This window comes from Pseudomonas sp. ML2-2023-3, from assembly GCF_037055275.1.
Lineage (GTDB): Bacteria > Pseudomonadota > Gammaproteobacteria > Pseudomonadales > Pseudomonadaceae > Aquipseudomonas.
Window position 1 is genome coordinate 448,980 of sequence record NZ_CP146343.1, and the last position, 26,986, is coordinate 475,965.

Genomic DNA, 26,986 nt, shown 5'->3' on the forward strand with positions numbered 1-26,986 from the left:
CACAATCTGCCTGTCCGATACAGTCGGTGATTTCAGACAATCAACGCGCAGCACAGCCTTCAGGCTTGAACACACGCTCGCGGGACGGCGGATTGTTTGCCAGCTTGTTGGCCGGCCTGCGCGGACGCACCATCAACTCCCCGCCGCAATTGGGGCAAAGCCCTCCCAAATGCTGCTCCGTGCACGTTGCACAAAAGGTGCACTCAAATGAGCAAATCCGCGCTTGTGCCGAATCAGGAGGCAGGTCGCAATCACAGCATTCGCAACTGGGGCGTAATTCGAGCATGAGCACCTCACATAGGACCGGTAGTTTTCATCGTTATATTTAAGACGCTTCACGCAAAAAACCAACTGCTAATACAAAATGGCAGTGACATTCTCATTGACCCCTCCGGTCAATGTGCGGCACGGGCCGAGTATGGCAAGCAACTCCTGCCAACGCTGGCCAAGGCCCTGACGGCTGAATTCGGGAAAGGCTTCGATGCTTCAAATTTGCGATATATGCGCTTGTTCTATCAGGCCTTTCCAAACTGTGACGCACTGCGTCACGAATTGAGCTGGACCCATTTCCGCACCTTGCTGCGGGTTGAAAACGACCCTGCACGCCAGTGGTACATGAACGAAACCTCCACGCTGAACGGGTCCTCCCGCGCCCTGTAGCGGCAAATTAATTGCACTTTTTTGATGCCATGAGCTCCTACAATCTTGAGCGTCGACTTCTCGCGCACACAGGGAGCCCTCTTACAAGGCATGCCACAAGACCAAACTTTATCAGCGGTATCGCCCGCTTTGAACGAGCTGCGTTCTGGCACTCAAACACTTCATGTCGCCCTTGAAAAACGCCTGCCGTTCTTCTGCGACACCCTCGACCTCGAACGCTATAAGCGCCTGTTGAGCGCCTACTACGGGTTCTATCACGAGCTGGAAGATCGGCTGCAACACAGCCCTTTGATGACATCCGGTTTTGACCTGCATGCACGGCTCAAGACGCCCGCATTGCATCGGGACCTGCAGGCTCTGGGGGTCAACACCCAGTCGCTCGCGCTGTGCGACACCCTCCCCGTACTCTCCAGCCCGGCCAGCGTTCTGGGTGTGCTGTATGTGCTCGAAGGCGCAACCCTGGGCGGTAATGTGCTGCGCAAACAGATGTCGGAACGCCTGGGCCTTGATGCACACAACGGCTGCGCTTTTCTTTACGTTTACGGCGAAGCAACAGGACGGCAATGGAAGGCATTCATGGATTTTCTGGGCAGCGTACCTCTCGACGCTCAAGCGCGAGGCGAAGCCGTACAGGCCGCCTGCTCTACGTTTAGCTGCTTCGAGCAATGGCTCGAACGACAGGAGGTTTTGTTATGAATCCACAGGACCCTCAAGCCTTTGAACGCTTGCTGGCCAATTGTGCTGATGAACCCATCCGCTTTCCCGGGGCCATTCAACCCCACGGCCTGTTGGTGACACTGTCGCAGCCCGACCTGCGCATTCAACAAGTCAGTCGCAATGTGCAGACCATGTTCGGCCACAGTGCCGAATCGCTGCTGGGGCTGCCACTGGCTGCTCTTACCGGCCCTGAAGCGGCTGACGCGGTACAGCAGGCTGGCGCCCATGACACGCTGACCGATGCGCCGCCTTTGGCCTTGAGCCTGCTGGGGCGCGAATACGAAGGCCTGCTGCACCGCGACCAGGGCATTCTGGTGCTGGAGCTTGAGCTCAAGCCCGATGCATCAGAAATCCACAGCACGATGAACAAAGTGCGCAACCTGAGCCGCATGCTGCAACGCCTGCAATCCGCCAAGACTCTCCCCGCGCTGTATGAAATTTGCGTTCGCGAGATTCAGGCGCTGACGGGCTACGATCGGGTGCTGATCTATCGCTTCCAGGATGAAGGCCACGGCCAGGTCATTGCCGAAGCATCCTCTCCCGCGATGGAGTTGTTCAATGGCATGTTTTTCCCGGCCTCCGACATCCCGGAGCAAGCCCGTGAGCTTTACCGCACCCACTGGCTGCGCATCATTCCCAATGCCGACTACCAGCCAGTACCGCTGATTCCCGAACTGCGCCCCGACACCGGCGAGGCGCTGGACCTGAGTGGAGCCGTATTGCGCAGCGTTTCACCGATTCACTGCCAGTACATGAAAAACATGGGCGTGCTGTCATCCATGAGCATTTCGTTGATGGACGGCGACCGCCTGTGGGGCCTGATCAGTTGCGGGCACCGCCAGACACTGCATGTGCCCCATGAACTGCGCATGGCCTGCCAAACCATCGGCCAGGTACTGTCCCTGCAAATCAGCGCCCTGCAGACGCTGGAGATCAGCCGCCAACGCGAAGCCAAAATGGATGCCCTGGTGTGCCTGAACAGGGCAATGGTGCAAAGCACCGAAGCCGTGTTTGATGGCCTGGCGCACATGCCTGAAGCATTGATGGCACTGACCGGTGCCAGCGGCGTGGCCATTCTGGAAGACAAGGTGCTGCACCGTTATGGCCAGTGCCCGTCTTCAGAAGATATTCGCGGGCTGTACCAATGGTTCAAGGACAGTGGCCAGCCAGTCTTGTCCAGCCACAACCTCAGCGCACTCCATGCCCCGGCAGCGCAGTACAAGGACATTGCCAGCGGCTTGCTGGCCATGACCCTGCCCAAGCCTGTGGACAACGCCGTGTTGTGGTTTCGAAGTGAAGTCAAAGAAAGCATCAAGTGGAGCGGCGACCCCAACAAGCCGCTTAACCTTGAAGCGGGCAGCAATGGCCTGCGCTTGAGCCCGCGCACCTCTTTCGAAATCTGGAAGGTCGAGATGGACGGCATCTCTGCACAATGGAGCCACGGCGATCTGTTTGCCGCCAATGACCTGCGCCGCTCGGCCCTGGAAAACGACCTGTCGCGCCAGGTGCTGCGAGAGCAACAGGCTGTACGGGCACGGGACGAACTGGTGGCGGTGGTGTCCCACGACCTGCGCAACCCCATGACCATCATTTCAATGCTCTGCGGCATGATGCAAAAGGCCTTCAGCAGCGAGGGCCCGCACACCTCGCGGCGTATCACGTCGGCCATCGACACCATGCAACAGGCCAGCAGCCGCATGAGCGTGCTGCTTGATGACCTGCTGGACACTTCGAAAATCGAGGCCGGGCGCTACACCATCAGCCCGCAACCGCTGGATGTAACCCAGATTTTTGAAGAGGCACTGTCGCTGCTTGCGCCGCTGGCGCTGGACAAAGCGGTGGAGCTGACCTTTCACGCCGAACCCGACCTGAAAATCAATGCCGACCCGGAGCGTCTGTTTCAGGTCTTGTCCAACCTGATCGGCAATGCGATCAAGTTCACCCCGGCGCAAGGCAAAATCGGCGTGGTGGCCATGTCCAACGGCGACGATATCGTCTTCAGCGTGCGGGACTCGGGCAAGGGTATTGCCCCCGAGCAGTTGCCGCACATCTTCGATCGATACTGGACAGCAAAAGAAGGCAACGCGCTGGGCACAGGGTTGGGGCTGTACATTTCCCAGGGCATTATCAAGGCCCATGGCGGCCAGCTAGTAGCGCAAAGCACGCCGGGAGAAGGCAGCGAATTTCGCTTTACCGTGTCAAGAATGCTCTGACAGGACTCAGCCATTTCAACGCCCATAAAAAAACCGCCATCCCGAAGGATGGCGGTTTTTTTGGTGACTCAACCGCAAGAACCGTCCTGGCCTCAGTTGAGTACCGTTGCCCCCAACTTCTCAATGCGACGACGACGTGCCACCAGCAGGCCCGCCGACACCACCAGAATGCTCAGCAAACCGGTAGCCATGATTTCAACGCGATGGGCTTCCTGGAACAACATGATCGTCAGAATAGCCACGATGAAGACGATCACCGCGTAGGTCAGCCCCGGGAACAGCCACATCTTGAAAGAGATGTTCTCGCCCAGAGCCGTACGCTTTTGGCGCATGCGCAGTTGCGACACGGCAATCACCAGGTACACCAACAGCGCAATAGCGCCAGAGCTGGCCAGCAGGAACTCGAACACCGCAGCCGGAGCCACGTAGTTGGCGAATACCGCTACAAAAGCTGCGCCGGTGGACATCATCACCGCCCAGTAAGGCGTGCCCGCAGCATTGGTGCGCTTGGCCGCAGCCGGTGCGTCACCGCGCTTGCTCAGGGAGTACAGCATCCGCGAGGAGGTGTAGAGCGCCGAGTTCAGGCAGCTGGTTACCGCGATCAATACCACGATATCAACGATCAGCTTGGCATTCGGGATACCCATGCGATCAAGTACGGTCTGGTAGGAGCCCAACTGTGCCAGCGCCGGGTCGTTCCACGGCACCAGGGCCACAACGATGAAGATCGATACGAGGTAGAACAAGCCAATGCGCCAGATCACCGAGTTGGTGGCCTTGGTGATTTGCTTGCTTGGATCCTTGGACTCCGCCGCCGCGATGGTGACGATTTCAGTCCCCATGAACGAGAACATGGTGGTCAACATGGCAGCCAGTACGGCGCCCATGCCGTTGGGCATAAAGCCGATGGTATCGGACAGATGCGCGACACCGCTGACCTGACTGGTAGGCAGGAAGCCGAAAATCGCCAGTAGACCCAAGATAATGAAGCCAATGATCGCCAGCACTTTGACCAGGGCAAACCAGAACTCGAACTCACCGTAGTTCTTGACGCTGAACAAGTTGGTGACCGTCAGCAACAGGGTAATGACCAGGGTAAATACCCAGATCGCCGTGTCAGGGAACCATGCATGCAAGATGGTACCGGCGGCGACGGCTTCCAGCGGGATAACCAGTACCCAGAACCACCAGTACAGCCAGCCGATGGTGAAACCGGCCCAGTGCCCGATGGCACGGTCGGCGTAAGTGGAGAACGAACCGGTGTCAGGGGATGCAACGGCCATTTCGGCCAGCATGCGCATCACCAGTACCACCAGGGTGCCTGCTGCGGCATAAGCCAGCAGCACAGCTGGACCTGCTTGGGCAATCGCGTGTCCGGAGCCGACAAACAAACCGGCACCGATGACTCCGGCAATCGACAGCATGGTCACATGCCGTGGCTTAAGCCCTTGTTCCAGACCATTAGAGGATTGCGTATTGCTCATTGGGACTACCTTTCATTGAAGCCATTCCGAGCACCCGCGTTGACTTTCGTAAAAAGTAACCAACGGGGCGTTTAGAATCTTTGACGCAATAACTGAGCCAGAATGTGACAAATGCACGGTTTCCGCGGGCTGCAACGATTTGCAACACACACTGCAACCCATTGAGCGTAATGGCTTTTCGCCCATTTGTTACCGTAACACTCAGTTCCAGGGCTATCGTCGCACCAAAAATACCCAAAATTGCCCATATGGCTCAAAAGCAGTGCACATCTTTAACCTTTAGTAGGTTCGCGCTTCCAACACCGGGCCAAAGCTGGCAACATCGCGACCTTTTTTAAGCGACACCTGTCTGGCCGAACGGCGAAATACGGGGTCGGTTGTTGTCGGCGCGACACTCTGCTGTAGCGATGCGACAAACTGCCACCCTCACGTCTTTTGTGTCTTCAGGGCGGCTGGTTGCCTCTGCAACCCTATGCTAGCTTGGCCTGCGCCAGGAAGGCCGCCCAACAGCAGGATCGCACCCGAACACAATGAGGAACGCACATGGCTTTGGCCACGCCCGCGCTTGAAATCCGCAACTTGCACAAACGCTACGGCGAGCTTGAGGTACTTAAAGGTATCTCGCTGACCGCACGCGACGGCGACGTGATCTCGATCCTGGGTTCTTCCGGTTCCGGCAAATCCACCCTGTTGCGCTGCATCAACCTGCTCGAAAACCCCCACGACGGCCAGATCCTGGTCGCCGGTGAAGAGCTCAAACTCAAGAAAGCCAAAAATGGCGAACTGATCGCGGCCGACGGCAAGCAGATCAACCGCATGCGCAGTGAACTGGGTTTTGTATTTCAAAACTTTAACCTGTGGCCGCACATGACCATCCTCGACAACATTATCGAGGCTCCGCGTCGGGTGCTGGGCCAGAGCAAGGCCGAGGCCATCGAAGTCGCCGAAGCATTGCTGGCCAAGGTCGGCATTGGCGAAAAGCGCCATGCCTATCCATCCGAATTGTCCGGCGGCCAGCAACAACGCGCGGCAATTGCCCGCACGCTGGCCATGCAGCCCAAAGTCATTCTGTTCGATGAACCAACATCGGCACTTGACCCGGAAATGGTTCAAGAAGTACTTAGTGTGATCCGCGCGCTCGCCGAAGAAGGTCGCACTATGCTGTTGGTCACCCACGAAATGGGCTTTGCCCGTCAGGTGTCCAGCGAAGTAGTGTTTTTGCATCAGGGCCTGATCGAAGAGCAAGGGTCGCCAGAACAGGTGTTCGACAACCCGGTTTCGGCGCGCTGTAAACAATTCATGTCCAGCAACCGCTAACGGAGCAACACGAATGCAGAACTATAAAAAGCTTCTCATGGCCGCTGCCGCCACACTGGTTTTCAGCGCCAACGCCCTGGCTGTTGATAAGTACAAAGTAGGGATTGAGGGTGCTTACCCACCGTTCAATAACAAAAACGCCAGTGGCGAAGTCGTGGGCTTCGACCCCGATATCGCGATGGCTCTGTGCGCCAAGATGAAAGCCGAGTGCGAAATCGTCACGTCCGACTGGGACGGCATCATCCCGGCCCTGAACGCCAAAAAATACGATTTCATCGTGTCTTCGCTGTCCATCACTGACGAACGCAAGCAAGCGGTCGATTTCACCGACCCGTACTACTCCAACAAGCAGCAGTTCATCGCACCGAAAAAAGTCGACTTCAAAACCGACATCGCGTCCCTCAAGGGCAAGGCCCTGGGCACCCAGCGTTCAACTCAGGCCGCAACCTGGCTGGATGACAACCTGGGCACCGACGCGACCATCTCCTTGTACGACACCCAGGAAAACGCCTACCTCGACCTGACTTCGGGCCGTGTAGATGCCTTGCTGGCAGATAAGTACGCCAACTACGACTGGCTCAAAAGCCCGGCTGGCCAGGCTTACGAGTTCAAGGGTGAGCCGGTCAACGAAGACGACAAAGTCGGCATTGCCCTGCGTAAAGGCGACAACGAACTGCGCGCCAAGCTGAACCTGGCCCTCAAGCAAATCGTTGAAGACGGCACGTACAAGAAGATCAATGACAAGTACTTCCCGTTCAGCATCTACTGACCTGCCTGACCGTCGCGCCTGCGGGCGCGACAGTCCCTAGCAAAGCCTGCCTACCCCATGACTATCGATCTATACGGATTCGGCCCGGCGCTTGCCGCTGGCGCGCTGATGACCGTCAAACTGGCACTTACTGCGCTGTGTCTGGGCCTGGTGCTCGGATTGCTCGGTGCCTTGGCCAAAACATCCCCCTACAAACCGCTTAGATGGTTGGGCGGCGCCTATTCGACCCTGGTTCGTGGTGTTCCCGAACTGCTCTGGGTGTTGCTGATTTACTTCGGCAGCGTGAATCTGGTGCGCGCCATCGGCGAATACATCGGCATGCCCGAACTCACCCTCAGCGCCTTCGCGGCGGGTGTACTCGCCTTGGGCCTGTGCTTTGGTGCCTATGCCACTGAAGTGTTTCGCGGCGCCATTCTGGCCATCCCCAAAGGCCACCGCGAAGCGGGCATGGCACTGGGTTTGTCCAAACCGCGGATCTTCACCAAGCTGGTTCTGCCACAAATGTGGCGTATCGCCCTGCCCGGCCTGGGCAACCTGTTCATGATCCTGATGAAAGACACCGCGCTGGTGTCGGTCATCGGTCTGGAAGAAATCATGCGTCAGGCGCAAAACGCCGTGACCTTCGCCAAACACCCGTTCACCTTCTACATGGTGGCAGCCGTGATGTACCTGGGCCTGACCGTACTGGCCATGGGCACCATGCACGTGCTTGAAAAACGCGCAGCGCGCGGCTTCGTGAGGAGGACGTAATGGAGTGGGAAGTAATCCTCAAATGGCTGCCCAAGCTGATGCAGGGCGCGACCCTGACCCTGGAGCTGACCGCAATTTCGGTGATCGCCGGTCTGATCGTGGCCATCCCCCTGGGCATCGCCCGCTCATCCAAACTCTGGTATGTGCGTTCGCTGCCTTACGCGTACATCTTTTTCTTCCGTGGCACGCCACTGCTGATCCAGCTGTTTCTGGTCTATTACGGCCTGGCACAGTTCGATCTGGTGCGTGAAAGCGCGTTGTGGCCGTATCTGCGCAGCCCGTTCTGGTGCGCGATCATCACCATGACCCTGCACACCGCCGCCTACATCGCCGAGATCCTGCGCGGCGCGATCCAGGCCATCCCGCCGGGTGAAATCGAGGCTGCACGGGCCCTGGGCATGTCGCGCTTCAAGACCCTGGTGCATATCGTCCTGCCCCGCGCCACGCGCATCGGCCTGCCGGCGTACAGCAACGAAGTGATCCTGATGCTCAAGGCCAGCTCGCTGGCGAGTACCGTGACCCTGCTGGAACTGACCGGCATGACGCGCACCATCATCGCCCGCAACTACCTGACCGTGGACATGTTCCTGACCGCAGGGGCGATCTACCTGCTGATGTCGTTTGTACTGATCCAGGGGTTCAAGCTGCTGGAGCGCTGGTTGCGCGTCGATGCCTGCCAGGGCCGCTGACCAAGAGGGCGAGCCGCTGCTCGCCCGCTTTGAGGCGCTGGACAGGTTTTTGCACGACCACCAGCACCTGTGGCGCCCACGGCCATTCACTCATCTGAACATGCCGTGGGAAGCGCAACACCCCGAACTGGCGCACTGGTTGCGCCAGCGTTCGTTGCAAGACGCCGAAGCCAGTCACAACTACCCCCAACACTTGCCTGCCCCTGCGCCGTTCCCTGAACTGGCGGCGACTTCCCTCGCCCTGAGTTCGGTTGACCGCCTGCCCACCCAGCCGCTTGCGCCCGCAAGCCAGCGTTTGCAGGTGGACGTGCCGGGACGCAAGTGGCAACAGATTGAAGCCTTCGCCCGGAGCCTGACCTTCAATCAAATCCCCGTCCACTGGCTGGACTGGTGCTCGGGCAAAGGCCATCTGGGTCGTCGACTGCTAAGCCCCGGGCAACAACTGACGTGCCTGGAATATGACCCGGCTTTGATCGAGTCCGGCCAGCAACTCAGCCAGCGCCATCACTTGGCCGTGCGCCATGTTCAACAGGATGTGCTCGCGCCCGAAGCGGCCTTGCAACTCACCCCCGGGATGACCCCGGTGGCGCTGCATGCCTGCGGCGATTTGCATGTGCGCCTGCTGCAACTGGCGTGCGCGGCGGGCTGTGGACAACTTGCCGTGTCGCCTTGCTGCTACAACCGCATCAGCGCGCCGCACTATCAGCCGTTATCCACAGCCGCCAGGGCTTCGCACTTGCAACTGTCACTGGAGGACCTGAGCCTGCCCATGAGCGAGACCGTGACCGCTGGCGCCCGTGTTAGGCGCCAGCGCAACGAGTCGATGGCGCGGCGTTTGGGTTTTGATCTGTGGCAGCGCCAGCACCGTCAGTGCGATGAATATTTATCCACACCTTCGCTGCCGAGTACCTGGCTGAACAAGCCGTTTGCCGAGTACTGCGAAGATTTGGCAGCGCTGAAAAACTTATCCACAAGCGGCAGGGAAGATTGGTCGGCACTGGAAGCAGCAGGTTGGAAACGACTGGCACAGGTGCGCAATCTGGAGTTGGTGCGCGGGCTTTTCCGTCGCCCGCTGGAGGTGTGGCTGGTGCTCGATCGAGCGCTGTACCTGAAGGAAAACGGCTATGAAGTACAGGTCGGCGAGTTCTGCGACAGCCAGCTGACGCCGCGTAATTTGATGATGCTTGCGCAACACTGTGGATAACCCTGTGGGAGCGAGCTTGCTCACGATTCAGGCGCTGCGGTCTGACAGGTAAACCACAGCGATCCCATCGCGAGCAAGCCCGCTCCCACACAGGTTGTTGCAGGCCTACGAACCGCGGTACGTCGAGAAGCCGTACGGGCTGAGCAGCAGCGGAATGTGGTAATGCTGATCGGCGTTTTTCACTTCAAAAATCACCGGGATTTCCGGGAAGAACGTCTCGTGGCCAGCTTTCTTGAAATACTCACCGGTTTTGAACACCACTCGATATTCACCCGCCTCGAACGCTTGCCTGGCCGGGAACAGTTCGCCAATACGACCCTGTTCATTGGTCACGCCCTGAGCCAGCGGCTGCCAGTCTTTACCCACGTGTTTTTCCAGGGTCACGTTGACCCCCGGTGACGGCAGGCCGTTTTCAAGGTTGAGCACGTGTACGCTCAACGGGTTGCCAGCGGCCAGTGTCAGGCTCGACACAGCGCTCAGGCTCAAAGCCGCCAAAGTGATTCGCAAAGATTTCATCGGTCATCCTCTAATAATGGTTAAAAAACAATCAACTCAGCGTTGAGTCGTCAGGCCAATCTGTTGCGCCGCTTTTATTGCGCAGGCCTCGTCCTGCTCCGCACCGCCAGCACCGGCCACGCCAATGGCTCCCACCAGTTCGCCTTCGGCAAACAGCGGCACACCACCTCCCAACAACAACAGTTCGGCGATGGAATTAAGGTTGCTCGCCTCAGGATTGCTGCGTGCACGCTCGGCAAACAAACGGGTCGGGGTTTTGGTCGACAGTGCCGTGTAGGCTTTGCGCTGGCTGGCCAGCAGGTTGTGCGGGCCAACACTCTCTGGACGCATCGACATCAACACGTTGCCACCACGGTCCAGCACGCTCAGCGCACCGGTGCAGTGCTTGAGGGCCGCATCCGCCAACTGGCGGGCGGTGACCAGATCCAGATCGGCATGGCGCACCAGATTCGGGGCTGCCTGGGCCACGCCGGCAACGCCAACGGCAGTCCACAACAACAAGGTTTTCAGCATCTTTGGCTAGCTCCTGTACGAATGCGCCCACCTTAACCAGCGATCCTCGTCAGAACTCCGTCAGTTGCATTACAAGTTTGTAATAGGCAACACACCCGAAGGCGCCTAGCCTGTGCAGACGATTGATCGAGGTGTGCGATGCGTTTGTTAGTGGTTGAAGACGAAGCCAAGACGGCAGATTTCCTGGCCAAGGGCCTCAAGGAGTCAGGCTTTGCGGTGGATGTGGCACTGAACGGGCTGGACGGCCGTTACTTTGTCGAACAGCAGGAATACGACCTGATCATCCTCGACGTGATGCTGCCGGGACTCAATGGCTGGCAATTGCTGCAACTGATTCGCCAGCGCGGCGCCACGCCGGTGCTGTTTTTAACTGCCCGGGATGCCATCGAAGACCGCGTGCGCGGCCTCGAACTGGGCGCAGACGATTATCTGCTCAAGCCATTTGCCTTTGCCGAGCTGCTCGCCCGGGTTCGTACCTTGCTGCGCCGTGGTCCCATGCGCGAAGCCGAGTCGTATGCCATCGCCGATCTTGAAATCGACGTGCTGCGCCGCCGCGTCAGCCGGGGCGGCCAGCGCATCAGCCTGACCAACAAGGAGTTCTCGCTTCTGCAACTGCTGGCCAGCCGCCAGGGCGAAGTCTTGTCACGCACCTTGATCGCTTCCCAGGTCTGGAACCTCAACTTCGACAGCGACACCAATATGGTCGAAGTCGCCGTGCGCCGGTTGCGCGCCAAGGTCGACGACCCCTATATGCCCAAACTTATCCACACCGTGCGCGGGGTCGGGTATCAGCTGGAAGCGCCCGATGAGTAAATCCATCGCCTGGCGTCTGGCGCTGGCGATTGCCCTGACCTGCGCACTGGTGCTGAGTGTGATCGGAGTGTTTCTGTATCGCTCACTGGCCTCGGAACTGGCGTTTCGTGACGATCAGGCGTTGCTGGGGCGCCTTGAACAGGTCCGTGCCCTGTTGCATGACAGCGACAGCCTGGAAGCCCTGCAGGAACGCCCGCGCCTGTATCAAAACATGCTGGGCAACCTGGACAGCGTGTTGCTGGTCAACCGCGAGGACGGCACCCCGCTCATTGCCATCAACCCCCATCAACAAGCCTTGCCCCCTGTGCAGCCGATTGCTCAAGCACAAGCTCCCCGGCGCTCGGATATCAAAATCGCAGGCACGACCGTGTTGCTGGCCGGGATGGCGCAAGGTCCCGCAGGGGAAACCTTGAGAGTAACCGTAGGCAAGCGTCTTGATGAGCGTGAGCAAATGCTCGCCAGCTATCGCATGCGTTTATACGGCGCGGTGGGATTGGGTGCCTTGCTGGCTTTCGGTCTTGGCCTGCTCCTGCTGCGTCGCGGCCTCACACCTTTACGCGAACTGACCCACGCCATGGCTGGCATCGACCCACGCAGCCTTGATCAACGCATGACCGCTGACAACGTACCTGCCGAACTCAAAGAGCCCGTACAGGCACTCAACGCCATGCTCGCGCGCCTGGAAGACAGCTTTGCACGGTTGTCGCAGTTCTCCGCCGACCTGGCCCATGAAATTCGTACGCCTTTGCACAACTTGCTGGGTAGCAACAGCCTGGCACTGAACCAGTCACGCAGCCCGGCCGAGTACCAGGAGGTGCTGGCGTCGAATATCGAAGAATATGAACGGCTCAATCGCATGGCAGAAAACCTGATGTTTCTCGCCCGCGCCGAACACGGCCAGCGCCCGTTGCAGTTGCAAGTGCTGGACCTTGCTGAGGTGGGTGACGGGCTGTGTGATTACTTCGAGGCGCTGGCCGAGGATCGTCAATTGCACCTGGACAATCAGCTCGGCGGGTCGCTGATGGCCGATCAGCAACTGCTGCAACGGGCATTGGGCAACCTGCTGGCCAATGCCGTGCGCCATGCCCAGCCCGGTTCGACGGTACGCTTGCTGCGGCGCGACGAGACCGGGGTTTGCTGGATTGGCGTGCATAACCTTGGCCCGGCGATCGATCCGCAACATATCGACAAACTGTTCGACCGCTTTTACCGGGCAGACCCGTCACGGGCACAACCGGGTGACTCTGGCGGCCTGGGCCTGGCGATAGTGCATTCGATCATGCAGTTGCATGGCGGCCAGGTGCGGGTGGTGAGCGATGCCAGCGGCACGTTGTTTGAGCTGGGATTCAGCCTGTAACCGATTTTTTGGGGCATATCACGGCCCCACAAGTCTTGAGCCATGCAATCAGGCTGATCAGTTGCCCAGGGCTGCGGCAATGGCTTTTCCGACGTCCTGAGTCGAGGCCGTGCCGCCCAGATCCGGCGTCTTCGGACCACTGGCAATCACATCCTCAATGGCGCGCAAAATAGCGTCATGGGCAGCCTGATAACGGTCATCACCCTTCCCCAAAAACTCCAGCATCAGTGCGCCCGACCAGACCATGGCGATCGGGTTCGCGATGTTTTGACCGGAAATATCCGGCGCAGAACCGTGAACCGGCTCGAACAGTGAAGGAAAGTTACGCTCCGGGTTGAGGTTGGCCGAAGGCGCAATACCGATAGTGCCCGCGCAGGCCGGCCCCAGGTCCGACAGGATGTCGCCGAACAGGTTAGACGCCACCACCACATCAAACCGGTCGGGTTGCAGTACGAAACGGGCGCACAGAATGTCGATGTGCTGCTTGTCCCAGCTGACTTGTGGATAGTGTGCAGCCATCGCTTCAGTGCGCTCGTCCCAGTACGGCATGCTGATGGAAATACCGTTGGATTTGGTGGCCGAGGTCACGTGCTTGCGTGGACGCTCCTTGGCCACTTCGAAGGCGTATTTAAGAATCCGGTCTACGCCGCGTCGGGTAAACACGGATTCTTGCAGGACCAATTCGTTTTCAGTGCCTTCAAACATCCGCCCGCCCACCGAGGAGTATTCGCCTTCGGTGTTTTCGCGAATCACTACAAAATCGATATCACCCGGCTCACGCCCTGCCAGCGGGCATGCCACGCCGGGGAACAACCGCACCGGGCGAATGTTCACGTATTGATCAAACTCACGGCGAAATTTGAGCAGCGAGCCCCACAGCGAGATGTGATCAGGCACTTTGTCCGGCCAGCCCACGGCGCCAAAGAAGATGGCGTCGAAGCCCTTGAGCTGCTCGAACCAGTTGTCCGGCATCATCTGTCCATGACGCTCGTAATAATCGCAACTGGCCCACTCAAAGGTTTCAATCGACAGGTTCAGGTCCCACTTTTTGGCGGCGGCCTCCACAACGCGCAGGCCTTCGGGCAGTACTTCGTTACCAATGCCGTCACCGGCGATGGCCGCAATTCTGAATGTCTTGCTCATGGGGCTGACTCTTGATGAGGAGAAGTGGGCCCATGATATAAAGCGAGCCTGCAAAGATAATCAGGTGAAACGTTGATGGATAAGACACGATTCGTGAACAATCTGCCGAATCTCGACGACCTGCGGGTATTCGTGGTCGTGGCGCGGCGCTCCAGCTTTGCCGCCGCCGCCAGCGAGTTAGGGGTTTCACCGGCCTATGTGAGCAAACGCATACAACTGCTGGAGCACAGTATTGGCGTGCGCCTGTTGCATCGCACCACCCGTCGCGTGGCCGTCACCGATGATGGGGAACGTGTCTATCACTGGGCTTTGCATATTTTTGATGCCGTTGAGCAAATGAGCGACGAAGTCTCGGCACTGCATCAGGAACCTCGGGGACAGTTACATATCGTCAGCAGTTTCGGGCTGGGTCGACGCCATGTTGGTCCCGCGCTTTCAGCACTGTCGCAACGCTACCCGGCGCTGGATATCCGCTTCGATATGTTTGACCGTCTGGTGGATTTGATTGAAGAAGGCTACGACCTGGACATCCGAATCGGCGACCACATTGCGCCCAACCTGATTGCCAAACTGCTGGCCAACAACGCCCGCGTGCTCTGCGCCAGCCCTGAATACCTGCAACGCCACGGCGAACCCCGCACGTTGGCAGAACTGTCAGGCCATGAATGCCTGGTCATCAAAGAGCGCGACCATCCGTTCGGGCTCTGGCGCTTGCAGGGACCGGAGGGCGAAGAAAGCGTGAAAGTGACCGGCGCCCTATCGGCCAACCACGGCGAAGTGGTGCATCAATGGGGGATAGACGGCCGTGGGATCTTGCTGCGCTCGCAGTGGGACGTGCGCAAAAGCCTCGAAAACGGCAAATTGGTGCACATTCTTCAGGACTACAGCCAACAGGCAAATATCTGGGCCGTTTACGCTGCACCGCTGGCCAATTCAGCGAAAGTTCGGGTCACGGTCGAGCACTTGCGCCAGTACTTCAGCGAGCCTCGGCGCGAATCGTGAAAATAGTCTGTTATCAGGGGTTTACAAGCTCAAACATCCGGGTATACTCGTCGCCCATAACGCCGGTATAGCTCAGTTGGTAGAGCAACTGACTTGTAATCAGTAGGTCCCGAGTTCGACTCTTGGTGCCGGCACCATACAAAGCTTCAGAGACAGCTTCTACAGTCTTTGAAGCTCCCGAAAAACCCGCCTTAAGGCGGGTTTTTTCGTTTTGGCGCTCCACCGAGCTCCGCCAGAATTTTATGGGTACCAGCCGTTTAAGGCTAAAGATCATTCGATACCCATATATGGCGCGCACCACCGCCCCTCTCTCCGATTCGGCTTGCCATTCAGCCAAGCCCACCGACCACGCCTACAAGCTTTCCGACGGCGACGGTCTCTACTGACCAAAATCGCGCATGAGTTCACCAACCAGATTTGGGAGAACGTTACTCGGATGACACGGGCGTTTGACACTGGAGCAATGAGAAAGAACTGATGTGGACGCCTCAACAGCACAAAGCATCAAGCTCGCTATCTTTTCCACAACCGTGCTATCAAGTGACGCTGATCACCATCACCCGAGGATTTAAGCCCTATATTGGCTGCTTGGGTGCTTTCATCATTGCTTGTGCTGGCGAGTGGGTGGACCGGTGGGACGATCTTGAAAGTCTCGGTTACTGGCGCTGGCAAGCAAGCGCTCAAGATTCAACACCTTGTTTTGGCTGACTGCACTCACACTGTTTTTGGTATTAAAGTACCGCAAGTAAGCATAGGCTGGAGATGCCTATGGTGTCGGAAGCATTCCATCGAGTGTTCTTCATACTCAACCTAAATAGCCGTTTCCGGTCATCAATAATGAACCGTTTTACTTACTGCTGTTAACATGTGGAAAGCCTAAAAATAGACAGTCAACGGAACTGTTTCCAAAAAACCGGCTTACTCACATATGGATTACGACGTGAAGAAAATTGCCATTCTGCAGTCCAATTATGTCCCTTGGAAGGGCTATTTCGACCTCATCGCGGCAGTGGATGAATTCATACTTTACGATGATATGCAGTTCACTAAAAATGACTGGCGCAACCGTAACCAAATCAAGACGCCACAGGGTGTACAGTGGCTAACCGTGCCAGTAGGCAAGGACATTCATCGCCGTATCCGCGATGTGCAACTTGTCGATGGCTGGCAAATCAAGCACTGGAAAACGCTGGAAAGCAACTACAGGCGGGCAGCTCATTTTGATGCTATCGCTAGCTGGCTGCGCCCTCTGTACTTAGATGCGTCATACAGTCATCTGACCCAGCTGAACAAAAATCTTATCAAAGCTATCTGCGACTATCTGGGGATTCATACGCGAATATCCTGCTCCTGGGATTACGAACTTGGAGAGGGTAAAACCGAGCGTCTTGTGGACTTGTGTCTACAGGCGGGCGCCAACGCATATATCTCCGGGCCATCGGCCAAAGATTATTTGCAGCCCGAATTGCTGCAAGCGCAAGGCATTGACCTGCACTGGTTCGACTACAGTGACTATCGTGAATATCCACAACTGTGGGGCTCGTTCGTCCATGGCGTCAGCATTCTTGATCTGCTCTTCAATTGCGGCCCGAAATCTCAAATTTATATGAAGTTTGCCAATTTATGAGACTGTCCATTGTTGCCACCCTGTATCAATCTGCTGAACACCTCCTGGAGTTCCACGCACGCTGCTGTCGCGCCGCAGAAGCACTTGTAGGCGATGACTATGAAATCGTCCTGGTCAATGACGGCTCACCTGATGACAGCCTGGGGCGTGCCATTCGCCTGACGGAAACTGACCCACATGTGGTGCTGGTAGACCTGTCAAGAAACTTCGGCCATCACAAAGCCATGATGACTGGTCTTGCGCACGCCAGGGGCGACGAGGTGTTCTTGATCGACAGCGATCTGGAGGAGCCACCAGAATGCCTGCTGACTTTTTCAGAGCACATGCGCGGCGAGGGCTGTGACGTAGTCTATGGTGTTCAAGAGCAACGCAAAGGAAGTGTGTTCGAGCGCTTGAGCGGCAACCTCTTTTGGACGTTGATCAACCAACTCTCTGGCTTGTCACTCCCCGCCAATGTGGTCACCGCACGCTTGATGAGTCGACGTTACATCGATGCACTGCTGGGCCATGAAGAGCGAGAGGTTTTCATGGCCGGGTTATTTCATATTACCGGCTTTACACAAAAGGCCGTCCCAATCCAAAAGCTCAGCACAAGCAAATCGACCTACACCTTCAGGCGCAAGTTGTCGCTGGTGGTGAACTCCGTTACCTCTTTCAGCGTCCTGCCGCTGGTCGCCATTTTTTATATCGGTCTGATCATTTTCTCGTTTGCCTGCTGCTATTCCGCATATCTACTGATCATTTGGCTATTTTTCTCATACACCATGCCGGGCTGGACTTCGGTAATGGTCTCGATCTGGTTGCTTGGCGGCCTGATACTTTCCTGCATGGGAATCATTGGAATTTACCTTTCCAAGGTATTCTCTGAAAGCAAACGTCGCCCCTATACCATCATCAGGAACATCTATGGCCGCTCATAAAGGCATGCACTTCTGGCAAAAGGTACGCCAGGTACTGGATCGAGCAACAGAATGATCGGCCTGACAGCTCGACTGAAAAAACGGATTCCTGCAGCACAACTACTCAAATATGCCTTGGTTGGCTTGCTCAGCAATGGCTTGGGCTATGTTCTTTATCTGTTTTTGATAGCACTGGGGAGCACGCCGAAGCTGACCATGACCGCGCTCTATATAACTGGCGCGCTCATTAGTTTCGTTGGCAACCAACGTTTGACTTTTTCATACCAGGGAGGGACCTTGGGGTCAGGTATACGATTCGTCCTGGCTCATGCGGTCGGATATGCCATCAACTTCTGTCTGCTCGCCGTGTTAGTGGATCACTTTGGTTATGCTCACCAGTGGGTTCAGGCCCTAGCAATCTTTGTAGTTGCTGGCTATCTTTTCCTGGCCCTAAAATTCTTCGTATTCAAGGCAACGCCATGACATCACCCAACCGCTCGCCATTCCCGTCATCATCCTATGGGCAACTTGCGCAGGCGGAATCTGGCCATTGGTGGTTCAGAGTGCGCAACATGGTAGTCCTATGGGCTTTGGCCAAGAAGGTAAAACCCTTCAACAACTTGTTAGAGGTCGGTTGCGGCACTGGATATGTGCTCGAAGGTATCCGCCGTACCTGGCCGCAAATCGAACTGCACGGTTCGGAATACTTTGAAGAAGGTCTGGAGTACGCCCGCAAGCGAGTCCCTACTGCACAGCTTAGGCAGCTCGACGCGACCACGATGGATGAAATCGATAGATATGATGTAGTTGCTGCATTCGACGTCATAGAGCATATAGAACAGGACGAAACAGTATTGCGCAATCTTGCCCGAGCAATTCGCCCTGGGGGATCGCTCGTCCTGACCGTGCCGCAACACCGTTGGCTTTGGTCGCAAGTGGACGAGTATGCGTGCCATGTGCGCCGCTATAGCCGAGAAGAACTGGTGAACAAGGTTCAGCAATCCGGCCTGCAAGTCAGCTATGTCAGTTCATTCGTAAGCCTTCTGGTGCCCTTGATGTGGCTTTCCCGTAAGCGTGCGAGCAGTCAGCATGACCCCATGAGCGAATTCAACATTCCTCGCTGGCTCAATAAGTCCCTAGAAATATTCATGAAAACCGAACTCCTGTTGCTCAAGGCAGGTGTGCGCTTTCCCGTCGGTGGCTCGCTGTTGCTTATCGCCACCAAACCCTGATCGTCTTCTTGGAACACTGCGATGGATAGCGGAAAAATCCAATTTAATCGACCTCACATGACCGGCAAGGAGCTGTATTACATCGCCGAAGCCAAGTTTGGGAATATGCTGGCAGGAGATGGCCCGTTCACCAAACGCTGTCACCAGTGGCTGGAAAACACCACCAGTTGCAACAAGGCACTGCTGACTCACTCTTGCACTGCGGCACTGGAAATGGCTGCCCTTCTCCTGGATATTCAACCCGGCGATGAGATCATCATGCCGTCCTATACCTTCGTATCCACTGCCAACGCGTTTGTGCTGCGTGGCGGCGTACCGGTGTTTGTTGATATTCGTGAAGACACGCTGAATCTCGACGAGCGGTTGATCGAGGCAGCAATCACCCCGCGCACCCGAGTGATTGTTCCCGTGCACTATGCAGGTGTGGCCTGCGAGATGGACAGCATTCTGGCGATTGCTCAACGATATGGTTTGCACATTGTCGAGGATGCCGCACAAGGCATCATGGCCTGCTACAAAGGCCGGCCTTTGGGCAGCCTTGGCAGCCTTGGTGCATTGAGCTTCCACGAAACCAAAAATGTCATATCGGGCGAAGGCGGCGCTCTGCTGGTCAACAACCCGGATTTGGCCCGGCGTGCTGAGATCATTCGCGAAAAAGGCACAGATCGCAGCAGCTTTTTTCGAGGTGAAGTGGACAAGTACACCTGGCAAGAGGTCGGCTCATCATTCCTGCCTGGCGAATTGATCGCGGCATTCCTCTGGGCCCAACTGGAGGAAGCCAAAAACATCACTGAACAGCGCCTGGCCTGTTGGCACCATTATCATGATGCCCTGGCTCCTTTGGAACATAAGGGTTTGCTCAGGCGTCCAGTCATACCCGCTGAATGCACCCACAATGCGCACATGTACTATGTACTGCTGGACTCGCAGATTGATCGCCAGGCGGTACTCGACGCACTAAAAAATGCGGGCGTTCACTCCGTGTTTCACTATGTACCACTGCATTCGTCGCCAGCTGGCAAACGCTATGGCAGGGTTCATGGCGCAATGGCCGTGACCGACCGGCAATCGGAACGGCTTATCCGATTACCATTGTGGATCGGGTTAACGACCGAACAGCAAAATCGCGTTATTACTGTGCTAGTGGCAGCGCTTTGCAATTCATCTAAGTAAAGCGCCCACTAAGTGCCCCTGCGCTGCAGGGGCCTGGCCCTACCTGGCACCAAAATCGACGCAGCAATAACCACGGTCATTCTGACGCTGGGTATCTCGAAACTCATCAGGTACCCACTCACAGCGGGTGATCAGACCCGGACTATTTCTTTCTTTGAGAAACGGCAATAACTTGCCATTGAGCAGGTCACCGCCGTAACCAAACTTCGAAATGTACAGAACATGCACAGGACTGCGATCTTTCAGGTAGGCAAAGTAAGTCATGTGATCCACCACTACATGCTCAGCTAGATCCGTCGGAATATGGCAAGACTGACCCAGCTCCCTGATCGAATCCAGGTGTGCTTGCACGCCAAGTACCGGTATGGACAACGGCTGACCAGGAATACTGGCGCTTGCATAATCGGCATTGCGTAGAAGATTCGGCGTTATCAAATAGAACAGTGTGAACAATGAAACCAGCGAAAGGCCAACTGCAGACAACAGAGTCAGGCGTCCCGTTACGGTGCCTGACAGTCGTGACCTGACAGCAGGAAAACAATGGAAGAGCAAGGCAACAATAACAATAGACAGCGGAATATATTGGATGCCGGAATAGAAATTCTGAAGCTTATACAGGGTGATATTTATTAGATCGCCCGCAGCCAGCAAGGCCGCCAGAAAGAGGGGCACCGAAATCCGTCGACGCACCAGGAATACCACAGCCAGTCCTATCGCCAGCAAGTGGCTGCACACCACCAGACTCAGCAGTGTGAAACGAATGAGCGGGTTCAACCAGAACAACAGCCCTGAACTTTCTGTCAAGGGTGGTAGCCACCCCGATTGAAATGTCGGATTGAAGGTCAAGTGAAGAAGCATGCGACGGGGAAACTTGCGTATATTTTCCCAAGCAGTTCCAAAGAACTCTAGAGGATCGCTCAACAGCGTTCCAGGCATCAGGCTGTTGGCAGAAAGTATCGACTGAACAGCTGGGGCATCCTGGCACTGCCCTAAGAGGCTGGCATCAAGCAACACCTGCGCACTCAACGCAATTACATAGAGAAGTAGGCCAGCACGAATTATCAGTTTGAAGTTTCGAGTTGCGATCCAAGTGGCCGCAAGAAAGAACGGAGTAAAGAATAAGCTCTTGGGGTGCGCATAGAAAAATACTGACATCAATAGGGCCAGCACGGCCATGATGACCAATTGTTGCCCTTTACTGCTCGGCCTGAGGGGATACAGCGCCAATATGCAAAAAAGTAAAATCGGCAATAACATAAATTGCTCGGGACGAGACATCACCCAGAGATACGGCATGACTCCAAGGGCTGCGAAGGAAGCCAGCAAGGTGAAGCTCCCAACCCATCGCTCTAGTGACTGCCGACGACACCAGTAAGCCAAAAGTGCAAACCACATCAGTGCAAGCACAACACCACTCACTCGTACGCCTAATGGCTCTAAGTAGGCATACACTGAAGAAATAAGTATCGCTGCCGGATAAAAGACCCAAGCTACACCGTGTCCGACAGTTGTGGCGCATTGTGGGAAAAACGAGAGCATCTGCCCGTTTTCCAAGAAAAAACGGGCCATGCTGAACTTGTTCATGATCTCATCCGAGTAAACCGGAAGAAATACTCCGCTTAGCAGCGCACCGATCAGCACCATGGGCATCAGAAGTAAAATTTTTGTATTTGCAACGTCACTCATAGAAAAATGCCTGGCTGCCCGGAGATAATGTATGTGATTAATTTGGTGCGTCTGATATTTAGCTACGGGTCGTCTTCAGGACGAATACCGATCCCGCCTTGATGAAAGAACCACTTGGCACAGTTGTATGGTCGACCACCACAGCGCCAGCTCCGATGAAAGTATCTGATCCAATACGGGAATGACCACATAGAGTGGCGTTTGGAGAAATAAATGTGTTCCCGTCTACAGTGCAGTCATGATTGATCACGGCCCCAGGCCATACGACAGCCAAGTCCCCTATATGCGTCCTTATGTCGAGAACTGCACGTGCCATGATCATGGCACCACTTCCAATCGTTGTACTGTCGCTTACATAAGCCTGAGGGTGAATGAGCGGCGGTAGGCTGTAGCCGTGAGCCAACAACTCATGGTATTTACGCTGCCTCGCTTCAAGATGCTTGTAACCGATGGCAAGGGCAAAGTCATACTCTTCAGGTCGGCATTTTTGAATAACGTCTGCCAGCGTGCCGAGAATACCCGCTCCGACATGCCAGTCATCGACAAACCCGCCGAAATCCGCGCCGCAGTGCCGCACCAGCTCACGCACAACGGACCCAAACTCTGTAGACCCATAAATCAGAAGTTTTTTTTTCATTGATTGCGGCTACGCCCTCAGGCTCGTTTACAAACCAGGAAGCCCCTGGTTACTCATATCCATGAATAAATCAGTGACCCGGTAGAAGGACTTCCTACACTGACTTCCAGAACTCATAAGCTACGCCATAGTTTTACACTGTTTTGGGGGAGACCATAACCAACATCAGGTATTGCAACAGCTTATGCTTGCCGGAAACGGCGGATGAACTTTGGGCACTCGGGCAGGATTGCAACGGGCCAGCACACTGCGAATCAATGATCACTCGCTTGGCCTCGGTGATTACCGGGTAATCGGCGTTACCGCTGTGCTCGATTGCCTTCAGGTCCGAAAACCCCCTTGCATAAACACTCTGCCATCACAATAATGCGATCGATTACCAATTACATTTTGGTTGCCTCATTATGTCGGCGCTCGACCCTTCAGTGCTTCATCGGTTGTACAGCGATCACAACAGTTGGCTAAAGGGCTGGTTGCGCGTGCGTCTGGGCAATACGGCGGATGCCTGCGACCTGGCCCAGGACACGTTCCTGCGGGTCATGACGGCACGTCATGACATTCCCATTCGTGAGCCGCGTGGTTATCTGAGTGCGATCGCCCGCTCGCTGTTGATCGACAAGGTTCGTCGCCGCACCATTGAGCAAGCCTATCTGCAGGCGCTGGCACTCAAGCCCGAACCTGTGGATATTTCGCCCGAGGTACGCCTGTCGATTATCGAAACGCTGATTTCTATCGACAGCCTGCTCGATGAACTGGGCCCCAGAACACGGGAAATTTTCCTCGCCGTGCAGCTCGAAGGCTTGAGTTATGTTGCCGCCGCCGAGCGCTTCATGGTGTCGGTTACAACGGTGAAAAACCATTTGATTCGCGCCATGACCCGCTGCCTGTTGCTGGTCGACAGTTGATGCCCCCTTCCCCGGACCTCAAGGCGCTCGAGGCTGCTGCCACCTGGTACGTGCAGCTCAATGACGGTACTGCCGACGAGACCCGCACCCGTGCCTGGCAAGCCTGGCTGACCTCCAGCCCGCAACATGAAGCGGCCTGGGCGCGGCTCGAAAGGTTCCAGCGCCAATGGGCAATGATGCCCCAGGAAGCCGCCCTTACCAGTCTCGATGCCGCGAAAGCTCAACGCCGCGATGTGCTGAAAATAGTGGGCCTGTTGTTGGCCGCAGGCAGCAGTTCATGGCTGGCGGCGGAGCACGTGCCATATCGCTCGATGCTTGCCGAGCACCGCACCCACATCCGCGAACGACGCTCACTGCGCCTGGACGATGGTTCGCAAGTGGAACTGAACGTCGACACCGCACTGGATATCCACTTCGATTCAACACAACGGCTGATCCGCCTGCATCGCGGCGAAATTCTGGTGCAGACCGCCAAGGACCCTGACCAGCGTCCATTTATCGTCCACACTCAGGACGGTAGCGTGCGCGCCCTCGGCACCCGGTTCAGTGTTCGCCAGTTGCCCGAACAGACGCGGGTCGGCGTAGAGCAATCGGCAGTGGAGATTCGTCCGCACGGGCACAGCGATCAGCCCGTGCGCCTCGAGGCCGGGCAACAAGTCACTTTCGATCGTGATGAAGTCGATGCAATCGAGGATTTGCCTTCTGCCTCAACGGCCTGGGTCAAGGGCATGTTGAGCGTGGACGACTGGCGCCTGGGCGACTTTATCGAGGCGCTGGGACGTTATCGCCCGGGCGTACTGCGCTGCGCTTCGTCCGTTCAGGGCCTGCGTATCTCGGGGGCGTTTCGTATCGATGACACCGAAACGATACTGGAGAACCTGGGTAAAACCCTGCCGGTGAAAGTGCGTTTCCTGACTCGCTACTGGGCCAGTGTCGAACCGGCATAAGCTCAGGCCCTATTGTTTTGAACTTTAACCTTGCTGATTTCGATTCTCATCCGTCAATGACATAAGTCGCGACTACAGCGAAATTCTGCCATGACAACGCAAGGATCACCGAATGCCCCCGCTCCCCCTCCATGCCACCCCTAATATAAGGCGCGCTGTTCGCCTGGCAGTGCTGGGTGCGTCCCTTGCCAGCCTGTCCGGTCTGGCACTTATGCCCACTCAGGCCTTCGCGCAAAGCCAGACGGTTTATCAGATTGCCCCCGGCCCCCTGGGCAATGCACTGACCCAATTTGGCGTACAGGCAGGGGTCACTATTTCGTTCGACACTGAACAGGCCCGACACCTCAACACCGGCGGGCTTGAGGGTTCATACAGCGTCGAGGAAGGTCTGGACCGCCTGCTCGCCAACAGCGGGCTGCAAGCGCAGCGCCAGAGCAACGGAGGCTATGTTCTGGTCGCTCACGCCACTGACTCGGCGCTGGAGTTGGGAGCCACTCAAGTCATCACCAACCAGTTGGGCACAGTGACCGAAGGTACCGGTTCCTACACGCCTGGGGCTATTGCAACGGCCACCCGCCTGGTACTGACACCCCGGGAAACGCCGCAATCGATCAGCGTGATCACCCGTCAGCACATGGATGACTTCGCACTCGACAATGTCGACGACGTGATGCGCCATACACCCGGCATCACCGTATCCGCCTATGACACTGACCGGACCAACTACTACTCCCGCGGTTTTTCGATCAACAACTTCCAGTACGACGGCATTCCCTCCGCCGTGCGCAACGTTGCCTACTCGGCGGGCAACACCCTGAGTGACATGGCGATCTATGACCGCATCGAGGTGCTGAAGGGCGCCTCCGGCCTGCTCAGCGGTGCGGGGTCGCTGGGGGGCACCATCAACCTGGTGCGCAAAAAACCCACCAGCGATTTTCACGGCCATATCACCGCAGGCGCAGGTTCCTGGGACAACTACCGCACGGAAGTGGACCTCAGCGGCCCATTGACCGAAACCGGAAATGTGCGAGGTCGCGCAGTCGCGGCCTATCAGGACCGGCAGTCGTATATCGACCGCTACTCGAACCAGAGTTCGGTGTTCTACGGCATCCTCGAAGTCGACGTGACACCCGACACATTGCTGACCGTGGGTGCCGACTATCAGGACAACAAACCCCAGGGCTCTACCTGGTCGGGGAGTTTTCCGCTCTACAACTACGCGGGCGAGATCAACAGCGCCAAACGCTCGTTCAGCAACGCCACCGACTGGAGCAGTTGGCAGCAATACACCCGCACCGTCTTCGCGACCCTGGAACAGGATCTTGGCAGTGGCTGGGTGGGCAAGCTGCAACTGGACCACAAGATCAATGGCTACGATGCCCAGCTAGGGGCCATCCAGTTCAACCAGCCTGCCGCTGATGGCACCGCCAAAATCAACGCACAGCGCTACAAGGGCGAAACCGTCAGCGACGCGGCTGACATCTATGTCAGTGGTCCCTACGATTTTCTGGGCCGAGAGCATGAACTGGTGCTGGGTGGCTCGATCAGTACCGCGAACTGGAAAGGCAAAGGCTACTGGGACGTCACGTTCTCCACACCCAACCTCGTCGATTACTTTAACTGGGACGGGCACCTGGCCAAACCTGACTGGGGCAGCGCGTCCCAAATCAGCGACGACACCGTGCGCCAGACAGGCATGTACGCCACCACACGCCTGAATGTCACCGATGACTTGAAAGTCTTTCTGGGCGGTCGAGTGGTCAACTACACCCTCACCGGCACCACCAACACTTACCGCGAGTCGGGGCGCCTGATCCCCTACGCGGGTGTCACCTATGACCTGACAGACTACTTGACGGCGTACGCCAGCTACACCGATGTATTCATGCCCCAGGAGTTCTACAATCTGGATCGCAACAGCAAGATGCTTGATCCGGACGAGGGTGAAAACTATGAAATCGGCCTCAAGAGCGAGTTTTTCGATGGCCGCCTGAACGCCAGCCTGGCGTACTTTGAAGTCAAGGAAAGCAATCGCCCCATCCCCGATGATGCCTGGAATAATTTGTCGCCCACCCCGCCCAACTACGCTTTCAAGGGCACCTCGGCAAAAACCAAGGGCTACGAGCTGGAAATATCCGGTGAGCTGAGCCCTGGCTGGAGCCTGCAGGGCGGATACACCCACAAGGTGGTGCGCGATGACACGGGCAAAAAGATTTCGACCTTTGAACCCGAAGACCAGCTCAGTTTCTACACCATCTACAAACTCAAGGGCGACCTGAACAAGGTCTCCGTGGGCGGTGGCGCACGCTGGCAGAGCACCGCCTGGCAAGAGATGTACAACAGCCCCAAGGACAGGTACGAAGACTTCTCGCAAAAGCCCTACTGGATTGTGGATCTGATGACCCGTTATCAATTCACTGAAAACCTGTCGACCACGCTCAACGTCAATAACGTTTTCGACAAGTACTACTACACCAACATCGGGTTCTATAACTCGGCGATTTATGGCGAGCCACGCAACTTCATGCTGACCACTCGCTGGGATTTCTGACGCCCAGATCCGGCTGTGGGAGCGAGCAGGCTCGCTCCCACCATTGCTCTCGAACAGATGACCCCACATCACCTGTCCCGTGAAAAACCATCCTTTGTCAGCCCTTCGAGCGGTGCCTTCTAATTGCCGGAAGCAAAGTGACTCCGATCACTTATTTCAACAATAAAAGCGCTTCCCGGAGA

Annotated in this window: 25 protein-coding genes, 1 tRNA gene and 1 pseudogene; 20 read left to right on the plus strand and 7 right to left on the minus strand. The window is 56.6% G+C overall.

Annotated features, from left to right (window positions below):
- Positions 1-40: 40 nt before the first annotated feature.
- Positions 41-286, minus strand: a complete 246-nt coding sequence (locus V6P94_RS01945) for a DUF1272 domain-containing protein (protein ID WP_338648969.1) — start codon at positions 284-286, stop codon at positions 41-43.
- A 116-nt stretch (positions 287-402) separates the two neighbouring features.
- Between V6P94_RS01945 and V6P94_RS01950 the strand changes: the two are divergent.
- The 3 genes and pseudogenes from V6P94_RS01950 to V6P94_RS01960 form a co-directional block, all read left to right on the plus strand.
- Positions 403-657 (plus strand): annotated as a pseudogene (locus V6P94_RS01950) (DUF1016 N-terminal domain-containing protein); the annotation flags it as partial.
- A 93-nt stretch (positions 658-750) separates the two neighbouring features.
- Entirely contained in the window at positions 751-1,356 is a 606-nt protein-coding gene (locus V6P94_RS01955) for a biliverdin-producing heme oxygenase (RefSeq protein ID WP_338649424.1), read from the plus strand.
- On the plus strand, positions 1,353-3,590 hold the full coding sequence (locus V6P94_RS01960; protein WP_133079110.1) for an ATP-binding protein: 2,238 nt from the start codon (positions 1,353-1,355) through the stop codon (positions 3,588-3,590). Before V6P94_RS01955 ends, V6P94_RS01960 begins: the two co-directional genes overlap by 4 nt.
- 92 nt (positions 3,591-3,682) lie before the next feature.
- Here V6P94_RS01960 and gabP read toward each other — a convergent pair whose 3' ends face one another.
- Positions 3,683-5,074 carry a GABA permease gene (gabP, locus tag V6P94_RS01965; protein WP_133079109.1) on the minus strand — a complete coding sequence of 464 codons (1,392 nt, stop codon included), beginning with the start codon at positions 5,072-5,074 and terminating at the stop codon, positions 3,683-3,685.
- Positions 5,075-5,617: 543 nt separating this feature from the next.
- Here gabP and V6P94_RS01970 point away from each other — a divergent pair.
- From V6P94_RS01970 to V6P94_RS01990, 5 genes are read left to right on the plus strand one after another with little or no spacing between them, the layout of a single operon-like run.
- Positions 5,618-6,391, plus strand: coding sequence for an ABC transporter ATP-binding protein (locus V6P94_RS01970; RefSeq protein WP_133079108.1), 774 nt, complete (start codon positions 5,618-5,620; stop codon positions 6,389-6,391).
- 13 nt (positions 6,392-6,404) lie between these two features.
- Positions 6,405-7,160 (plus strand): ABC transporter substrate-binding protein, encoded by a 756-nt coding sequence (locus V6P94_RS01975; RefSeq protein WP_019824783.1) that lies wholly within the window; start codon positions 6,405-6,407, stop codon positions 7,158-7,160.
- A 57-nt stretch (positions 7,161-7,217) separates the two neighbouring features.
- Positions 7,218-7,910 (plus strand): ABC transporter permease, encoded by a 693-nt coding sequence (locus V6P94_RS01980; protein ID WP_133079107.1) that lies wholly within the window; start codon positions 7,218-7,220, stop codon positions 7,908-7,910.
- Positions 7,910-8,599, plus strand: a complete 690-nt coding sequence (locus V6P94_RS01985) for an ABC transporter permease (RefSeq protein ID WP_046810328.1) — start codon at positions 7,910-7,912, stop codon at positions 8,597-8,599. The genes V6P94_RS01980 and V6P94_RS01985 overlap by 1 nt, the downstream gene beginning before the upstream one ends.
- Positions 8,580-9,803, plus strand: a complete 1,224-nt coding sequence (locus V6P94_RS01990) for a methyltransferase (RefSeq protein WP_338648970.1) — start codon at positions 8,580-8,582, stop codon at positions 9,801-9,803. Before V6P94_RS01985 ends, V6P94_RS01990 begins: the two co-directional genes overlap by 20 nt.
- A gap of 105 nt (positions 9,804-9,908) precedes the next feature.
- Here V6P94_RS01990 and uraH read toward each other — a convergent pair whose 3' ends face one another.
- Together uraH and V6P94_RS02000 are read right to left on the minus strand one after the other, a co-directional pair.
- Positions 9,909-10,319 (minus strand): hydroxyisourate hydrolase, encoded by a 411-nt coding sequence (gene uraH / locus V6P94_RS01995; protein WP_326427579.1) that lies wholly within the window; start codon positions 10,317-10,319, stop codon positions 9,909-9,911.
- Positions 10,320-10,355: 36 nt separating this feature from the next.
- Positions 10,356-10,832, minus strand: coding sequence for a heme-binding protein (locus tag V6P94_RS02000; protein WP_133079104.1), 477 nt, complete (start codon positions 10,830-10,832; stop codon positions 10,356-10,358).
- 138 nt (positions 10,833-10,970) lie between these two features.
- Here V6P94_RS02000 and V6P94_RS02005 point away from each other — a divergent pair, with 138 nt between their 5' ends.
- Positions 10,971-11,645: a heavy metal response regulator transcription factor gene (locus V6P94_RS02005; RefSeq protein ID WP_133079103.1), complete on the plus strand. Its 675-nt coding sequence runs from the start codon at positions 10,971-10,973 to the stop codon at positions 11,643-11,645.
- Positions 11,638-13,002, plus strand: a complete 1,365-nt coding sequence (locus tag V6P94_RS02010; protein WP_338648971.1) for a heavy metal sensor histidine kinase — start codon at positions 11,638-11,640, stop codon at positions 13,000-13,002. Before V6P94_RS02005 ends, V6P94_RS02010 begins: the two co-directional genes overlap by 8 nt.
- 57 nt (positions 13,003-13,059) lie before the next feature.
- Here V6P94_RS02010 and V6P94_RS02015 read toward each other — a convergent pair whose 3' ends face one another.
- Complete coding sequence (locus tag V6P94_RS02015; RefSeq protein WP_219262561.1) at positions 13,060-14,145, minus strand: tartrate dehydrogenase; 1,086 nt, start codon at positions 14,143-14,145, stop codon at positions 13,060-13,062.
- Between the two features lie 75 nt (positions 14,146-14,220).
- On the opposite strand from V6P94_RS02015, the gene V6P94_RS02020 reads away from it, so the two are divergent.
- The 7 genes from V6P94_RS02020 to rffA all read left to right on the plus strand — a co-directional run bounded on the left by V6P94_RS02020 (position 14,221) and on the right by rffA (position 20,078).
- Positions 14,221-15,147: a LysR substrate-binding domain-containing protein gene (locus V6P94_RS02020; protein WP_326427581.1), complete on the plus strand. Its 927-nt coding sequence runs from the start codon at positions 14,221-14,223 to the stop codon at positions 15,145-15,147.
- Between the two features lie 61 nt (positions 15,148-15,208).
- A tRNA-Thr gene (locus V6P94_RS02025) sits at positions 15,209-15,284 on the plus strand.
- An 803-nt stretch (positions 15,285-16,087) separates the two neighbouring features.
- Positions 16,088-16,774 (plus strand): WbqC family protein, encoded by a 687-nt coding sequence (locus tag V6P94_RS02030; RefSeq protein WP_133079031.1) that lies wholly within the window; start codon positions 16,088-16,090, stop codon positions 16,772-16,774.
- The gene (locus tag V6P94_RS02035; protein ID WP_338648973.1) at positions 16,771-17,694 is read left to right on the plus strand and encodes a glycosyltransferase family 2 protein; all 924 of its coding nucleotides are present in this window, start codon (positions 16,771-16,773) and stop codon (positions 17,692-17,694) included. Before V6P94_RS02030 ends, V6P94_RS02035 begins: the two co-directional genes overlap by 4 nt.
- 51 nt (positions 17,695-17,745) lie before the next feature.
- On the plus strand, positions 17,746-18,156 hold the full coding sequence (locus V6P94_RS02040; protein WP_326427582.1) for a GtrA family protein: 411 nt from the start codon (positions 17,746-17,748) through the stop codon (positions 18,154-18,156).
- Positions 18,153-18,905, plus strand: coding sequence for a trans-aconitate 2-methyltransferase (locus tag V6P94_RS02045; protein WP_133079034.1), 753 nt, complete (start codon positions 18,153-18,155; stop codon positions 18,903-18,905). The genes V6P94_RS02040 and V6P94_RS02045 overlap by 4 nt, the downstream gene beginning before the upstream one ends.
- A gap of 21 nt (positions 18,906-18,926) precedes the next feature.
- A complete protein-coding gene (rffA, locus tag V6P94_RS02050; protein WP_338648975.1) occupies positions 18,927-20,078 on the plus strand; it encodes a dTDP-4-amino-4,6-dideoxygalactose transaminase in 1,152 nt (383 codons plus the stop codon).
- Positions 20,079-20,117: 39 nt separating this feature from the next.
- Here the strand turns inward: rffA and V6P94_RS02055 are convergent, their stop codons facing one another.
- Both V6P94_RS02055 and V6P94_RS02060 read right to left on the minus strand, forming a co-directional pair.
- A complete protein-coding gene (locus V6P94_RS02055; protein ID WP_338648976.1) occupies positions 20,118-21,764 on the minus strand; it encodes a hypothetical protein in 1,647 nt (548 codons plus the stop codon).
- A gap of 58 nt (positions 21,765-21,822) precedes the next feature.
- A complete protein-coding gene (locus V6P94_RS02060) occupies positions 21,823-22,401 on the minus strand; it encodes a hypothetical protein (protein WP_338648977.1) in 579 nt (192 codons plus the stop codon).
- 404 nt (positions 22,402-22,805) lie between these two features.
- On the opposite strand from V6P94_RS02060, the gene V6P94_RS02065 reads away from it, so the two are divergent.
- From V6P94_RS02065 to V6P94_RS02075, 3 genes are all read left to right on the plus strand, one after another.
- A complete protein-coding gene (locus tag V6P94_RS02065) occupies positions 22,806-23,306 on the plus strand; it encodes a sigma-70 family RNA polymerase sigma factor (RefSeq protein WP_133079038.1) in 501 nt (166 codons plus the stop codon).
- Positions 23,306-24,253, plus strand: coding sequence for a FecR domain-containing protein (locus tag V6P94_RS02070; protein ID WP_338648978.1), 948 nt, complete (start codon positions 23,306-23,308; stop codon positions 24,251-24,253). Before V6P94_RS02065 ends, V6P94_RS02070 begins: the two co-directional genes overlap by 1 nt.
- A gap of 112 nt (positions 24,254-24,365) precedes the next feature.
- Positions 24,366-26,804, plus strand: a complete 2,439-nt coding sequence (locus V6P94_RS02075; RefSeq protein WP_338648979.1) for a TonB-dependent siderophore receptor — start codon at positions 24,366-24,368, stop codon at positions 26,802-26,804.
- Positions 26,805-26,986: the final 182 nt, after the last annotated feature.